Below are 14,458 nucleotides of genomic sequence, written 5' to 3' on the forward strand. Positions count from 1 at the left end.
CCCTCAGAGATAGGAAAGGAACAGGCTGTCGAGCAGACGCGACCAACCGGACACCATCACGAACAACAACAGTTTGAGCGGCAGGGAAATAGTCATCGGCGAAACCATTTGCATACCCAGCGCCAGCAGCAGGTTGGAGACAATAAGATCGATGACGATAAAGGGGATGTAGATCAAAAAGCCGATCTCGAACCCCGCCTGCAGTTGCGACAGGACAAACGCCGGGATCAACAGGATCAGGTCCTCGCGTTGTACCTCTTGGGCCATTTTCGCCGGCCAAAGGCGTGCGGTATTTTCCAGCAGATGAGTCAGCACATCCGGGTCCACGTTGCGCAGCATGAAGGCACTCAACGGTTGGATGGCCTCACGCCCTGTCTGCAGAAACAATTGCACGTTGGACGTGTCCAGGGGGGAAACCTTGAGGCGCTCGGCGATCGCGTAGCCCACCGGCGCCATGATGAACAGGGTGGCCGCCAACGCTATGCCATTGATGGCCATGCTCGGCGGCACTTGCTGCACACCGATGGCATTGCGGGTGATCATCAACACAATGACAATCTTCAAGAACGATGTGCAGATGATCAACAGCATCGGCATCAACGACAACGCAGCAACGAATATCGCCAGGATGAGGGGGTCTACCCCCTGAAATGTCATTGACCGAACATCACGCGGGACAACTGCAAGCCCAGGCGGCCGTCAATTTCCACCAACTGCCCCTGACCTATAGGCCGGTCCCCGTAATAGAGGCCAGCCATGCCCGGCGCGTAACCGGCAATACCCAAAACCGCGCCGGGCGAGAGGTTGCGTAACTCACCCAGGGTAAGGTTCAGCGTGCCGCAGCGTACGTTCAGCGCCATGCTCAGCTCATCGAACGGTTCGTGGCCGAATACATCCATGACGGGTGCATCCTCCTCTTCCCCTGAGTAGTGGGGGGCTATGAAATCCTCGTCCACAGACGTGTCCTCAATTGAAGTTAGGGTCAGGCGCAACGGTCCAGTGTCATCGTCGATACAACCGCGCAGTCGCTGGGTACCAACCTGTAAATAGCCACTGCCCTGGGCTAGAAAAAAGATCTGTTCAAGCACCAGCACATCACCGGGCCTCAGGCTGCGTGCCTGCGCGATCGGTAACTGCAGACGTCCAACGGTCACCGCAATGGCCAATCGAAACGAGGCGGGCATCGGCACCGCCGTAGCACGCCATGGCCCGGCATCGCACAACGCCAGGAAGCTCAAGGCGCTCAGCCACACATACCCCTCGACCCGAGATTTCCCCAGGGTCACACTGAGTCGGCAGCCAAACGCTGTGGGTCGATCGATCTCCAGCAATCGCACAAAGCCGAACAGCGCTCTCACCTGAGGACTCAGGTGATGCTGGAACACCGCCCAGAACCACGAATCCGGATCATTACCGGACGGGGCCAGCGTCACCGGGCATTCACCCAGCAGGCTAAGCAACGGTCCTGCCTCGGCGAGCGCCAGCACACCACACACGGTTTCAAAGCACACAGCCTCGCCACCCGCGGGCGCACGTCCAGGCTCAAGCCGCAACTGACCGCCCTGCCCCGCCACCTCAAACGCCAGGAACAGCCCACGTCCCAGTCGACGCCGGGCGGCAACCGTATCGCCGTTGACCAAAGGGAGTGTCAGCAGCGGCACCATCATGCGAAGCCGACATTGGCCATTAACACGCTGGCTGGCCGCCCCAGCATTTGCGTAAACCGGCCCTCAACCTGTTGCCGCACGCCGCTGAGCCAACGCGCAGTAGCCTCTTCCTCCGCGTCCAGGTCGATACTCCAAGCACCCTGCTCGCGACGCACACTGGCGTTGATCCGCCCCAGGCGAGGCAGGTACAACACTGCCTGAAGCGGCCACTGCGAAGCGGCCTGCAGACGAGGTGCCAGTTGTTCGGCAAGCGCCTCGATCATGGCTGCACCCTCCACGCCCTTCGTTCCCGACAGAGAAGTTCCCGCACCCGAGCCGTCACCGTCATCGGCCCAAAACTGGGCGAATAACCGCGTCAACTCCGCGGGCACTACGCCTGCAATTCCCGACTCTCGCGCCTCGCGTGTTTCCCGCAGCTGCGGGCGTTCTGCGGGTTTATCTGAAACCTGGGTCATATCGGCTCCTGCGCCAGTAAAAGGGATAACTCCTGAAGTTTTTCCACCTGCCGCAGGCATTCCGTGACCTGTTTCTGGGCACTGCCAACGCGGGTCTGCTTTTCTTCCCGCTGGCCCCGCAAGGCTTCCAACTGCCCCATGTCTCGTCGGGTGCTGGCCGACAAGGAGCGCTCCTGGGTTCCCCAGGATTTCAGGGCCTGCAGGGTCAGTACCTGCCCCTGGTGCTGGCTGAGTAACTGAGCACTTTGCAGGGCCTCCTCCTGCCGGGTTTGCTCAAGCGCATCCTGGGCCTGCTGGATATGCGCGAGCAGAGCCTGCTGGGCTCGCTTGGCCTCACGCAAGGCACGTTCGGCCCGGTCTGCCCGGTGCCGACGCAGGCGCCGCAACGTCTCGACTTCACCGAGCAACACATCAGAAAGGGACATAGGCCGTCAGCTCCTTGAGTTGCGCCAGCGTCCCCTCCATCGGTGCAGGCTCACGCAAGTCCTGGCGCAAGAAATTGTCGACCGCCTGGCGACTGTCCACCGCCAGATCAGTCAAGGCATCGCTGCCAGGTTGGTATTCACCTAGCTTGAGCATCAGTTCGATTTGCTGATAGGCCGACAACAAACGCCGCAACGCCGTACCCGCCTGGATATCCGCAGCCTCGGCGACGTTACTCAAGATCCGCGACAGGCTCGCCAGCACATCCACTGCGGGGTAGTGCCCGCGCTCGGCCAACTTGCGGGACAGCACGATATGACCGTCGAGCAGCGAGCGAACCTCATCAGCCACCGGGTCGTTCATGGAGTCTTGCTCGATCAACACGGTATAGATCGCCGTGATCACCCCTTCACGCGTCAACCCGGCGCGCTCCACCAGCCGCGGCAACAGGCTGTACACCGAAGGCGGCAGGCCGCCACGACCGAGGGGCTCGCCGGCGGCCAGGCCAATTTCGCGCTGGGCCCTGGCGAATCGGGTCAGGGAGTCGATCAGCAGCAACACGCGAAGCCCCTTGCGCCGATACCCTTCAGCCAATGCAGTCGCCGTGAAGGCCGCACGGGCGCGCTCCATGCTGGAACGATCGGACGTGGCACACACCAGTACTGCTTTGGAACGCAGTTGCTCATCGAGCTCATGATCGAGGAACTCACGCAGCTCCCGACCCCGCTCGCCGATCAGGCCGAACACGATGACATCGCACTCAACGTTACGGGCGATCTCGGCCAACAGGGTGGTCTTGCCGCAGCCCGCCCCCGCGAACAGACCCACGCGCTGACCCTCGCCCAGCGTCAGCAGGCCATCGATAGAGCGCACCCCGGTGGCCAGCGCGCGGTTGATCCGCGGGCGCTCGGTGGGCAACGGCGCCTCACACAACACCGCACTCGTGTCCGGCAAGTCGGCCTCGACAAACGCACTGGGGCCTTCTCCCGTGATCGGCCGCCCGAAACCATCCAGCACCTGGCCCAACAATGCGTCGCTGACCTGGACCCGATGCGCTACACCAAGACGCTCCACGCCAGCGCCCACCCGCACCCCTTCCAGGTTGCCCAAGGCACTGAGCACGGCATCTTGCTGATCAAAACCAATGATCTCGGCCAACATGTAGTCGCCAGGTTTTTTCTCCACCCGACACAAATCACCGATACGCGCCTGAGGCAGCCGGCACTGCAGCAACATGCCATTGACTCGCTGAATGCGACCTCGCATCGTCACAGGCGCAAAAGTGGCCAACGACTGGGCCTGGCGCTGCTGCCAGGCGTCGAGGCGTGCTTGCAGTTCCGCGCTCACCAGCGCACCTCATAACGCTGCACGCCATCGAAGACCACCTTGCTGTTGTCGATCAACACTAGGCGCAGGCCGTCCACCTCATCCCCGACAAAAAGTCGACTGCCCTCCTCCAGGACCACATGACCATTGGGCCCACCTACGATCTGTACGATCTTGAACGGCAACGTCCCATCGCGTACGCGCACACGGCTGATCACCGGCACCGCGCTGTCGAACTGCGCGCCAAAGCGGCTGAGCATGCGCGCGACCAGGTCCACTTCATCCTGTGAGACGTCCCCACTGAGCGCGACCTGCCCATTGATCACTTGCAAACCGACTCGCTGGCTCAATTCCCGTTCGCGGAGCATCTTCAACAACTGCTGGCGTACCTCAAACGGTGAGGCCAGTTCCTGTTTCTGCACCACAGGCGGCATCAAGGAAGCCATGGCCTCGGGCTTCCCGGTGGACGCCATGCCCACCACAACAAAGATGACCGTCACCACCAGCACCAGCGTAATCAGACGCTTCTGCTGCGAATGCGAGATGGCCGATAACTTAAGCGCCCGTGCAGGCTCATTGACCCGTGGCGACGCTGTCGCTACGGGGGCGGGCGCCTGGGGCCAGGGTTCATCGGCCAAGGTCACACACAGCCGCACACTGCCGACCAAAAACGTGACGTTGAGCGCCAGGCGTGCGATCTGTGACAACATCTGACCATCGGCATCCTGCAAAAGCCCCGCTTCAGCCTGCACCGACCAGTTCGAGTCGATGAGTCGCAGCCGCGCATGCTGCTCGGCGATGCCCGGGTCGTTCAGCACCAAGTCAGCATCGGCGTGTGCACCGATGCTCCACTGCTCCCCAAACAATGGCAACGCAGCGCCTTGATGCAGCCCATCAAGCACTCGCAGCTCGAACATCACCGAGCCCTCCGTGCTGAACCCAGACCAACCTTCATGCCACCGCACCGCGCATCAATTCATCCTGGCCCAGGTCGAAACGACCCAGTACTTTGACCTTGGACGTGCTGCTCAGCTCGGCAAAGGACAGCACCGGCACGTGGTTGAATTCTTCCAGCAACAAGGTCCGCAGGGGGCTGCGCAAATCCTGCGCCACCAACATCACGCTCTTGAGTTTCGGGCGCACCGAGAAGGCTTGGTTGAGCAGCCCGACCAACGCCGCGCTATGTTCGTCGTCGAGTGCGAAGAACACCCCGGTCTGCGTCTGGCGTAGCGCTTCACGCAGGATGTTTTCGGTCTGCGGCGACAGCAACCAGGCATGCAGACCATCGGCTTCGCTGTACTGATGGTAGATCTGTGCCTTGAGCGCAATGCGCGCGTAGTCGGCCAGCGCGTCCGGCTCACGTTCATGCTGGCCGTACTCGATCAGTGACTCGACAATCAGTCGTACAGCCCGCAACGGCACACCTTCGCTGGCCAAGCGTTGCAACACCGCTGAAAAACGCGACAGCGGCATGATCCGCTGCAGCTCCTGAACCAATTCCGGCTGGTTGTGCTCCAGCCAACTAAGGATCGACTTGCTCTCCTGAATCCCCAGGAACTGGGGCCCGCTGAGCATCATTGCCTGCTTCATGCGCTCAACGATCAGGCTCGCCGCGGTGAAGCGTTCCACCTGTGGATCATCGAGCAGCGGATCATTCGGCGCCAGCCAGACCCAATGCTGTTCATCGCGATCTGCCAAACCCGGTATCGCGTGTGCAGGCTCGACCGTCAGCGCCTTACGCTCAACCGCCACATGAGTGACCACCGAGGCCTTGACCATCGGTACCTCATGCACACAAAAGCGCATTTCATCATCGGCGAGCGAATCATCGAGCTCCACCTCGAACGGTGGCAGTGTCAAGCCGATATTGGCGACCAGTGCGTTCCGGGCCTGGCGAATCGAGTGGACAAGATCCGTCACCTCAGGCGTCCCTCGCAGCACCGGAGAGAACTGCAACAGGTATGGCCTTGACGGATCAAACCCACGCAAGTCCTCACGACCGTTCTCTTCGGGACGCACCGCTTCTGCGGCTTCAGCTTCGGGTTGCTCCTGCCGTTGACGCTGGCGCATCAGGTAGTACCCCAAGCTACCGGTTATCGTCGCGATAAGGATAAACACCCCGGTAGGCATGCCGGGTACTGCGGCAAATGCAAGCATCCCCACCGAGGCGATCATCCAACTCTTGGGTTCGCTGGTCATTTGCCGGGCAATTTCGGCGCCCATGTTGCTGGCACCCTTGCGTCCGTCCGGTGCCACACGGGTAATGATCATGCCGGCGGTGAGAGAAATCAGCAGCGCCGGAATCTGCGCAATCAGGCCGTCGCCGATGGTCAGCACCGAATACAGTGCCATTGAATCCGCAGCACTCAAACCATGTTGGAACATGCCCGTGGAGAAGCCACCCAACAGGTTGACCACAACGATAATCAAGCCCGCGATGGCATCACCCTTGACGAACTTCATGGCCCCGTCCATAGCCCCGAACAATTGACTCTCGCGCGACAACTGCTCGCGTTTGTCCCGAGCCTGCATGCCGTCAATCAGGCCAGCACGCAGGTCGCTGTCGATGGACATCTGCTTGCCGGGCATCGCATCCAGGCTGAACCGCGCCGCCACTTCGGCCACCCGCTCCGAGCCCTTGGTGATCACCAGGAAGTTGACCAGGGTCAGGATCAGGAAGATCACCATCCCCACGGCCAGGTTGCCGCCGACCACAAAATTGCCGAAGGCTTCGACGATGTCACCGGCGTCTTGCTCCAGCAGGATCAGGCGCGTGGTCGCGATCGATAGCGCCAGGCGAAACATGGTGGTCAACAGCAGGATCGACGGGAACGAAGAGAACGCCAGGGGGCCCGGCAGGTACAGTGCCAACACGATCAGCAGGCACGAGATGCAGATGTTGAGCGCGATCAGAATGTCCACCAACCAGGTGGGCAACGGCACGATAAAAATGAAGACGATGGCCAGCACCACCACAGCGCCCAGCACTTCGGCGCGCTGCGCAACCTTGAGCAAAAAGCGGTTGATGGCCGAAATTGCCGTCACGCCATGGCCCCCAGTTCACTCGGAAAACGTGCAGGGCCACGCGCGAGCCGATCCAATTCCCCCATCACCGCCAGGAAGCCACGAAGGGTTTCTTCACGCACTCGACTGTCGAGCCATAACGCTAAGGGCAATTGCTGGACCAAGGGGTAAAGGGCATTGAGCGCCACCAATTGCTGGGCATTCGGACCACCCGCCAGTTCATCGCCGATCCGTAGAATCTCAGCAGCGGTGATACCAGTACCGGCGAAACTCAGCATGCGCTGCAGCAAGCTCACTGCGTCGTGATTGATGCCCAGGCGCTGGAGCAGCGCATGACAACCCGCCAGCACCCCGCTCAACTGCCCACAGCTTTGCAGGCCCAGTAACAACGTGCGCAACAGCGGTGTCGGCATTGACGACACCTTGGCCGCGATATCGTCCGCCAGCGCTTTGCGCATCACGTTGAGCCCGTCGGCAAACCGTTCGCCGCCGTACACGCCGAGCAACGCCTGCATCATCGTCGACAACGATTGGCGCGTGACCACACTGGCGTAGTAGAGCGTACGCAGCGCCTGGCGCTCCTGCGGATCGACACTGGCCGCCTGCAGTGCCACGGCGATGTTCAGGCCGGCCTGAATCTCCCCTTTGAAGCGGACCTGCAGCTTGGCCATGGCATCACGCGCCAATGCCGCCTCGGACGGTCGCACGTCAGTGTCTGCCTGGGCCGCCACATATTTGAGCACGACAAACGCGCGCGCGGGGTCGCCTTCGGAAAGCTTCAGCAATTCTCCAACGTCTGCCCGCTGCCGTAGCGCTTCCCTGACCAGCAAAGAAATCATCGCCAGGGTCTTCTTGGCCGGATGACCTAGCTGACGATAAAGCTCCGCCATATGCTCGATCGGAGGCACGTGCACGCTCATCTTCCGCTGACTCAAGGGCTGGCTATTGTTTTCCACTTCCAGGTTGAACAGGTAGGCGAGCTCATCCACGCCATTGACGGGCGCAGGCGTAGAGGCCTGGATGACAGCAGGTTGATCCAGAGGACGGACCGTTTGCACATCGGGGGAGGATTCGACTTTCATGGACAGACCTGAACAGGAAGAGTGTTTCCCTGTGTGGCAAGGCCTGCTCAAACGGTTCCATCCAGCCGGATCCAGCGACACATTTGAAAAGACTTGCACAGATCTTCAGAGCTCTGCGCAAGGCATTGCACAAAAACGCGTTATTTCAAAATATTTATCTATATAAATTAATGAGTTAGCAAAGATTTTTTCTTGGCACAGCCAGTGCAAAAGGGGTTCCCGTCGACACACTTTCGACGGCGTCTACCCCAAGGAAACAATCATGAATATCCCTATTGAAGCTTTAGCGCACCTCGTTGGCAGCTCGCCTCAATTCATGCTTCACCTGACAGACGATCAGCAAAAAAAACTGCGGCGCTTCATTCACAAGCGCGTCCTCAACCCGGAAGATGCAGACGACCTTCTGCAATTGACGTACCTGGAAGCCTGGCGCAACCGAGAGCGTTTCAGCGGCAATGCCACACTCAGTACCTGGATGTGTGGTATCGCGCAGAACCTTATCCGCAATCACTTCAGGCGCCTGTACGCCAAGCCTGTGCATTGCGAATTTGATGAGTCGCTGTGGCATGGCCAGGAAGACAACCACAACCTGGATTGGGAGTTTGAGGTGAACCGTCGCCTGGAAAAAACCCTGAGCGCCATCGACCACTTGCCGCTGGAAATGCGCAAGACGCTATACGCCTCACTGGAAACCGACGGCAGCTACCAGGACACAGCCGACGCACTGGACATTCCTATCGGCACTGTTCGCTCGCGCCTTTCAAGGGCGCGTGAACAGCTTAAACGCGCCACTCACAACTCGCAGCTTCCTTAAAGCCATACCACGCGTTGGGCGGCAGGGATATCTGCCCAACGCGATCAGGCTTTTTTGGGACTCGACAGGGTGAATCACGAACCACTCGTCGCCAGATCCGGTGATTTCGCTTAAACAGTTGAAAGCGTAGATAAAAATTCAAAATAAATGCTTGACGCATTTCCGTTCTACGCGAATAATGCGCGCCACTTGGCTACATAGCTCAGTTGGTTAGAGCATAGCATTCATAATGCTGGGGTCCGGGGTTCAAGTCCCTGTGTAGCCACCAAGTACTAAAAACGGCTTACCGAAAGGTAGGCCGTTTTTTTATGCCTCGCGGAAAGTGCTGGGACCGCCTGACGCAGCACCTCGACGCCCAGCTCACTCGCCGAAGTGATTCAGATGATCGGCTGGGTTTGTGTCCTCACCCGCTGATCTGCCAGGTCAATAGTCAGATCATGCCGGGGCAGACTGCCCAGCGTATCGTTCAAGTTCATGCGCAAAGGTTTATCGGGGTCCATTCCGTATTCAAGGTCAGCATTGACGCGCTTCTGCGTGAGACTCAGCCCAGCGCTGCTGGAAAAGCTGAGATTCATAGTGGGTATCGACATGCCGTGGGATTGCGTGGTGGTGTAGCTCAAGCTCAGGTTTTTGACACGCAGATTGGTGCGATCACTCAGGGCACGCCGGATCAGCGGTTCGGTACTTTCACCGGCAAGATGGCTACGCTCTATTGCGCGCACTACCTGCGGCTTGAGCTCCATGCCGAGCTTCACTGAAGTGCCCTCACTCTGGCGCCACTGATCAAGTACCTGGGCAAACTGGGGGTCATCCTTCAACCACTGTTCAATGGCCGCCTTGTTGGCCGGCGCCACATCATCCAGCCACGCATGGCGCCCGTCGTCCCGTAACCCCACACGCGTGACGGAAGACTCGACCGACGTCAGTTGGCGCAGCCCGTTCTTCACCAGGTCCTGCTGGGTGATTAATTTATCCAGTGACTGGCTGATGCCGTGATAAGCGTCCGGCTTCGTTGCTATAGGCGAATGAGTCGTGAGAAACCGTTGCACCGTGGCCAACTGTTGATCAACGGTGTTCCCCGACAGCCCGATCGCAGCCAGCTCCCGCCTGAAAGTCGGCGAGTAAAGCGACACGCTGCGTATGAGTTCATCCATCTGCGACTGAGTAACCGGTTGCGGATGCTTGAACGAAAAACTGAAAGCCTGCGACTCCCCGCGATCAAACTTCACCATCACCGACAGTTCCGGCGACGAGGCCGCCGCCGCGCTGGGCCAGTCACCGTCGGCCCGGCCTAACGCCAACGCATTGATTGGCGCGGTGTTGGCGCCCACGCCAGCCTGCCTGAATAATTGAGCGCTGGTTGTCGTACCTTGGCGGGTACCTGTTGCGGTGTGCGTGGTCGACTGGCCCTTGTCCGCATGCGCGAGATTGAGGTTGCCTACCACACCGACGCCAGCGCGGATCACTGAGTCCAACTCGGCGATGTTTTCTTGCGGGGTGTACATCAAGCGCAATTGGGCGAGTACGTCCAGGTTGACGTCACCACTGACCTTGGAACTCTTGCCTGTCGCGTGCTCCTCACCCAACGCGAGCAAGTCGTAGACGGTACCGTTCTCGCCGGTAAGGATCGACATCATCGTGCCAAAGTCTGCCTCTTTCACGTCAAAGGCGATGCTCGACCCGGTGTTTTTCGCCACCGCTGCAGTCAATTCCGCACCCACCCTCAAGCCCGGCCCCACCGCCTCCGGGCCTCGCCCTAGCGTCAGGCCCGAGGCCACCGAGCCGGCCAGCCGCCGCATGTCGTCTGTACTGATCTCAACCCGCGCGCCTTTATCGGTACGGCTGATACTCACACCGTGGGTATGCGACTTGGAGGCTCCCAAGAAAAACTCCACGGGGGCTATGGGTTTTACCCCCGTCACCATCAACCCCACGCTTTGACCTTGGGCCCGGCTCGGCGCGAGGGTCTGGCCACTGCCCAGTTGCTGTACCTGCTGCGTCATTGCCGCCTTGATGGAAGCATCGGTGGGCAACCCCAACAGGCCCGAAAGATGCCAGTGAAGCGCAGAGCCAGGTGTTCCAAGGTCCTTGGCCAACAGTTTGAAGTTGCCATACAACGATTCCGCCTGCTCGTAACTGGCAATACCCTGGCTGGCCAGTGTGTGGACAGGGCTGTCTTTAAACGCCTGCATCGTCTCGCGCAGGGAGGTTTCCAGGCGCTCCAGGCCGCTTGGGCTAACGCCTGACATATCGTCGAGCGCCCGTGCCAGATCCGCCAGTTGCTTGAGCGCGCTTGCATGATGAATCAGGTCGCCCTCGATGAGTGCCGAGGGGTGGTCAAGGTTGCGCTTGCGCTCGGGCGCCCAGGCGGGAAGCGCCAAGCCTTGGCCCTCAAGGTTGGCCAATAGCGCAGCGGTCGATTTTTGCGTCGAGGGGGAGACTCTTTTAAACACTTCATACAGTTGATGCAGCGTCGAACGGGGATCAATCGCCGCCCGGCTCAACGTGGGCCGAGCGTCAAACGCCACGCCATGCACGTCTGCCAGGCGATGTGCGCTTGAATGGCTACTGTGTTCTACGTCAGTCAGCGCTTGGCGGATCTGCTCGGCCAACGCCTGACGCGGCCCCGGCTTGCTCAGGGCTGCGAGCCGCACACCCAGGTCAGCAGGAACTGGCCTACTCTGCGCCAGCACCTTGAGCTGTTCATGCAGGCGTTTATCGTCAGCGTAGATCCCTTCCAGCCCCTTACGGCCTTTGAAATGGTGCTGAATATCCTTACCCACCTGGCTAAGGCCTTCCAGTGGGTGGAAGTGCGCTTTGATCCCTTCGATAAAATTGCGCTTGAGCCGCCCCCCTTCATGGGATTGGCCCATCACCTTGCTGCTGACGGTCAGCGCGGCACCATTGAACTGCGCACGCATCGACGTATCAGCGAATGTATCGGCCAATGACGGTGCCTGGTTCATCGATTGCACCGGGCCCCACTTCATCGTGCTGGCGGTGGCGTTCTCCAGCCGGTGAAACTGCTTGTCCCACCCGCCAAACAAGTGCTTATCGGCACCCATCCGCAGGGACTCCAAGGGCTGGCGATTCGGTAGATCAACCTTGCTCCAGCGTTGCGCGTGCTCGGTTTTGCCCTGCCAGGCCTGGCGATCCAACCTGAACAAGTCGCCTTCCTGGGTATGTGCATACAGATTTCCCGCGTGATCCAAGGCGAGTGTCTTTATGTCAATCGAGGGGGTCAGTTCCAACGCCCTGGCGACTCCCTCCTGATGGACCTGCAGTTGGTTTCCCCGATTGACCGTCACAAAATTTCGGCCGTCCGCTACAGCGAATCCGGTCACGGGCTTTTGACTATCCCCGGCGAGCACCTCGCCAAGGGATACGTATGGGCGCGGCGCGGGAAGTGCGGCCAAGTCGTGACTGGCGCCCTCAATCAACGGGTCGCACACTTTACTGATGGCAACCGCCTTCAATTGCCCCTCTTGCAGCACATAGGCGCGACCATCCAACCCACACGCCAGATGTTCGACACCAGGCTGCCCAGCGTTCTCCCAACGTTGGGCCGTCGCATCCCAGGTCAACAGGTGGCTTGCATCGAGTGCAATCTTGCCTCGTTGCCCGAGGTCCACTGCCGTCGACAGCGCCTGCAGGCTGGGCAGGGGCAAACCTTTCTCGATGTGTTTGACCAGCACATCGCTGAGGTTCCATTGCGGGCGGAGTGCCTGTGCGTCACTCAAGGGCACGCTGTGCACTTGAAGGCGTGCGTCGCGCACCTGAGCATTGAGTTGCCCGGCGTCATCATGAAAGAAGCCTTCCACATTGACGGCGCCCTTCAGCGCCCGCTCCAGCGCGTCGACCGTTTGCCTGACCATGGGCAGCTTGTCATCTCGTGCCATGCGCAGGTCGGCACGGACCAACTCACCGTCCGTGGTCGCCCCAAACAAGGTGTTTCCCGACACCCCGATACGCATGAGCTGCACCGGCAAACCTACCTCATCGACCGGACACACAGTGTGAGCGCCAGCCCCTTGAAGATGCACAACAGAAATATCCCGGTCCTGACTCAGCAGCACCGTGGTGCCCCCTTGGGCGCTGCTGTCTGCAAACCCTTCGGGCGTCTTCAGCAGCTGTCCTTCTTTGCTCAGGCCAATACGGGAGAATGCACGGGTATCTGCGTCTGGTTTCCAGGAAAGCGTGAGCGGCTCGAATCGAAACAGCCGTGCGCCATCCAGGCGAAACTGCTGGCCCTGCGCAGTTGTTTGAATGGCGCTGACGCGCCCCAAATGCGCGCGACCCGGGCCGTTACCGGCGCCATCGGCAGCATCGGGAAGGCTGCTTTTGAACACCGCTGCAACAGCAGGCGTGGACTGAATATGAAACAGGTACTGGCGTTCATCCTTCATCCGCAACGTATAGGTACCCGCTGCAGAAGAACCATCGGCTACATAGTGTTTATTCGGCTGGTTGAGGTGCTGGGCGATATCACGCCCCGCAAGCGTCGTATCAGCCTGCACCTTCCCGTTGATGAGTCGGGCATCGAACTGCATTGAGGTGGGTTGCAGTGTTTGATAGTGGAGCAACGACACTGGCGGCGGGCTTTTACGCGGAGGTGTTTGCTGGTGCCATTTCGTCGAGCAATTTCCAAGGGCTTGCTGTAATTTGAGAAGCGGATCTAATCCTGTGTGCATGGTAATGCTCCCAAACAAAATGAATCACAGCTGTCTAGTGGGTACTCGCTATTTTTGGTTCCACCTATGCCTGATCACCACGCCACCTTCATGCGCTCGAAAAAACCTTCCATCTGTATTTTGACGCTCGCTTGACCCACTGTTAGTGTCCGGCTCCCCCCTCAACGGAGTGCTCTCGATGAAACTGGATATCTTTCAAGTCGACGCTTTCAGCCAAACCGTCTTCGGCGGCAACCCGGCGGCGGTCTGCCCGCTGACCGAGTGGCTGAGCGATGAGCAACTGCAGAACATTGCAGCGGAAAACAATCTCTCCGAAACCGCCTACTTCGTCCCTCGTGAGGGGTTCTATGAGTTGCGTTGGTTTACCCCGCAAGTCGAAGTAGACCTGTGTGGCCATGCCACGCTCGCGGCGGCGTGGGTGCTGATCCACCAGATCGCGGATGCGCCAGACGTTTTGCGCTTTGCTACCCGTAGCGGCGAGCTACGGGTAACGCGTCAGGGCGATGAACTGGCGATGGACTTCCCCGCCAAGCAACCTCAGCGCTGCGAACCGCCCGCGGGCATGTTGAGCGCGCTGGGCATTGAACAGGCCGAAGTGTTCTGCACCGATGACTACATCGTGCTGCTCGAAGACGAAGCCCAAGTTGCCGCATTGACGCCGAATTTCGCAGCCCTCAAGGGCCTGCCCAAGCGCGGGATTGCGGTAACGGCCAAAAGCACGCCGTTTGATTTTATCTCCCGTTGGTTCGGCCCGAATGTGGGCGTGAATGAAGACCCCGTTACTGGATCGGCCCACACCTCATTGGCGCCTTTCTGGGCCGAACGCTTGGGCAAGTCGCAACTGACCGCAGAACAAGGCGGCAAGCGCCGTGGCCAGTTGCGCTGTGAACTCAAGGGTGACCGCGTGATCATTTCCGGTCGTGCAGTGCTCTACCTGCAAGGCACGATTTATCTGTAAAAACGCAGTAACCAAGGA

Annotated in this window: 11 protein-coding genes and 1 tRNA gene; 3 read left to right on the top strand and 9 right to left on the bottom strand. The window is 59.8% G+C overall.

Annotated features, from left to right (window positions below; all coding sequences use genetic code 11):
* Positions 1–3 precede the first annotated feature (3 nt).
* The 8 genes from sctR to sctW are packed head-to-tail and all read right to left on the bottom strand — an operon-like array spanning position 4 to position 7,977.
* On the bottom strand, positions 4–657 hold the full coding sequence (gene sctR / locus AACY36_RS23075) for a type III secretion system export apparatus subunit SctR (protein ID WP_339419623.1): 654 nt from the start codon (positions 655–657) through the stop codon (positions 4–6).
* Positions 654–1,667: a FliM/FliN family flagellar motor switch protein gene (locus AACY36_RS23080; protein ID WP_339419625.1), complete on the bottom strand. Its 1,014-nt coding sequence runs from the start codon at positions 1,665–1,667 to the stop codon at positions 654–656. The genes sctR and AACY36_RS23080 overlap by 4 nt, the downstream gene beginning before the upstream one ends.
* Entirely contained in the window at positions 1,664–2,122 is a 459-nt protein-coding gene (locus AACY36_RS23085) for a type III secretion system HrpP C-terminal domain-containing protein (protein ID WP_339419627.1), read from the bottom strand. The genes AACY36_RS23080 and AACY36_RS23085 overlap by 4 nt, the downstream gene beginning before the upstream one ends.
* The gene (gene sctO / locus AACY36_RS23090) at positions 2,119–2,547 is read right to left on the bottom strand and encodes a type III secretion system stalk subunit SctO (RefSeq protein ID WP_065879669.1); all 429 of its coding nucleotides are present in this window, start codon (positions 2,545–2,547) and stop codon (positions 2,119–2,121) included. Before sctO ends, AACY36_RS23085 begins: the two co-directional genes overlap by 4 nt.
* Positions 2,534–3,892 carry a FliI/YscN family ATPase gene (locus AACY36_RS23095; RefSeq protein WP_339419630.1) on the bottom strand — a complete coding sequence of 453 codons (1,359 nt, stop codon included), beginning with the start codon at positions 3,890–3,892 and terminating at the stop codon, positions 2,534–2,536. Before AACY36_RS23095 ends, sctO begins: the two co-directional genes overlap by 14 nt.
* Positions 3,889–4,788 carry an FHA domain-containing protein gene (locus AACY36_RS23100; protein ID WP_339419632.1) on the bottom strand — a complete coding sequence of 300 codons (900 nt, stop codon included), beginning with the start codon at positions 4,786–4,788 and terminating at the stop codon, positions 3,889–3,891. The genes AACY36_RS23095 and AACY36_RS23100 overlap by 4 nt, the downstream gene beginning before the upstream one ends.
* Before the next feature lie 34 nt (positions 4,789–4,822).
* Positions 4,823–6,916 carry a type III secretion system export apparatus subunit SctV gene (sctV, locus tag AACY36_RS23105; RefSeq protein WP_339419634.1) on the bottom strand — a complete coding sequence of 698 codons (2,094 nt, stop codon included), beginning with the start codon at positions 6,914–6,916 and terminating at the stop codon, positions 4,823–4,825.
* Positions 6,913–7,977: a type III secretion system gatekeeper subunit SctW gene (gene sctW, locus AACY36_RS23110; RefSeq protein ID WP_339419636.1), complete on the bottom strand. Its 1,065-nt coding sequence runs from the start codon at positions 7,975–7,977 to the stop codon at positions 6,913–6,915. The genes sctV and sctW overlap by 4 nt, the downstream gene beginning before the upstream one ends.
* Positions 7,978–8,239: 262 nt before the next feature.
* On the opposite strand from sctW, the gene AACY36_RS23115 reads away from it, so the two are divergent.
* Both AACY36_RS23115 and AACY36_RS23120 read left to right on the top strand, forming a co-directional pair.
* The gene (locus AACY36_RS23115) at positions 8,240–8,791 is read left to right on the top strand and encodes an RNA polymerase sigma factor (protein ID WP_339427196.1); all 552 of its coding nucleotides are present in this window, start codon (positions 8,240–8,242) and stop codon (positions 8,789–8,791) included.
* A 191-nt stretch (positions 8,792–8,982) separates the two neighbouring features.
* Positions 8,983–9,059, top strand: a tRNA-Met gene (locus AACY36_RS23120).
* Between the two features lie 109 nt (positions 9,060–9,168).
* Here AACY36_RS23120 and AACY36_RS23125 read toward each other — a convergent pair.
* Positions 9,169–13,341 carry an AvrE-family type 3 secretion system effector gene (locus AACY36_RS23125; protein ID WP_339497612.1) on the bottom strand — a complete coding sequence of 1,391 codons (4,173 nt, stop codon included), beginning with the start codon at positions 13,339–13,341 and terminating at the stop codon, positions 9,169–9,171.
* 319 nt (positions 13,342–13,660) lie between these two features.
* On the opposite strand from AACY36_RS23125, the gene AACY36_RS23130 reads away from it, so the two are divergent.
* The gene (locus tag AACY36_RS23130) at positions 13,661–14,440 is read left to right on the top strand and encodes a PhzF family phenazine biosynthesis protein (RefSeq protein ID WP_339439068.1); all 780 of its coding nucleotides are present in this window, start codon (positions 13,661–13,663) and stop codon (positions 14,438–14,440) included.
* Positions 14,441–14,458: the final 18 nt, after the last annotated feature.

The organism is Pseudomonas sp. EA_15y_Pfl1_P101 (assembly GCF_963970835.1).
Taxonomy (GTDB): Bacteria; Pseudomonadota; Gammaproteobacteria; order Pseudomonadales; family Pseudomonadaceae; genus Aquipseudomonas; species Aquipseudomonas tritici.

What these genes read in the sequence shown, in the direction of transcription:
- sctR (WP_339419623.1), bottom strand. Translation starts at nt 657, where the DNA reads ATGACATTTCAGGGGGTAGACCCCCTCATCCTGGCGATATTCGTTGCT.
- AACY36_RS23080 (WP_339419625.1), bottom strand. Translation starts at nt 1,667, where the DNA reads ATGATGGTGCCGCTGCTGACACTCCCTTTGGTCAACGGCGATACGGTT.
- AACY36_RS23085 (WP_339419627.1), bottom strand. Translation starts at nt 2,122, where the DNA reads ATGACCCAGGTTTCAGATAAACCCGCAGAACGCCCGCAGCTGCGGGAA.
- sctO (WP_065879669.1), bottom strand. Translation starts at nt 2,547, where the DNA reads ATGTCCCTTTCTGATGTGTTGCTCGGTGAAGTCGAGACGTTGCGGCGC.
- AACY36_RS23100 (WP_339419632.1), bottom strand. Translation starts at nt 4,788, where the DNA reads ATGTTCGAGCTGCGAGTGCTTGATGGGCTGCATCAAGGCGCTGCGTTG.
- sctW (WP_339419636.1), bottom strand. Translation starts at nt 7,977, where the DNA reads ATGAAAGTCGAATCCTCCCCCGATGTGCAAACGGTCCGTCCTCTGGAT.
- AACY36_RS23115 (WP_339427196.1), top strand. Translation starts at nt 8,240, where the DNA reads ATGAATATCCCTATTGAAGCTTTAGCGCACCTCGTTGGCAGCTCGCCT.
- AACY36_RS23125 (WP_339497612.1), bottom strand. Translation starts at nt 13,341, where the DNA reads ATGCAGTTCGATGCCCGACTCATCAACGGGAAGGTGCAGGCTGATACG.
- AACY36_RS23130 (WP_339439068.1), top strand. Translation starts at nt 13,661, where the DNA reads ATGAAACTGGATATCTTTCAAGTCGACGCTTTCAGCCAAACCGTCTTC.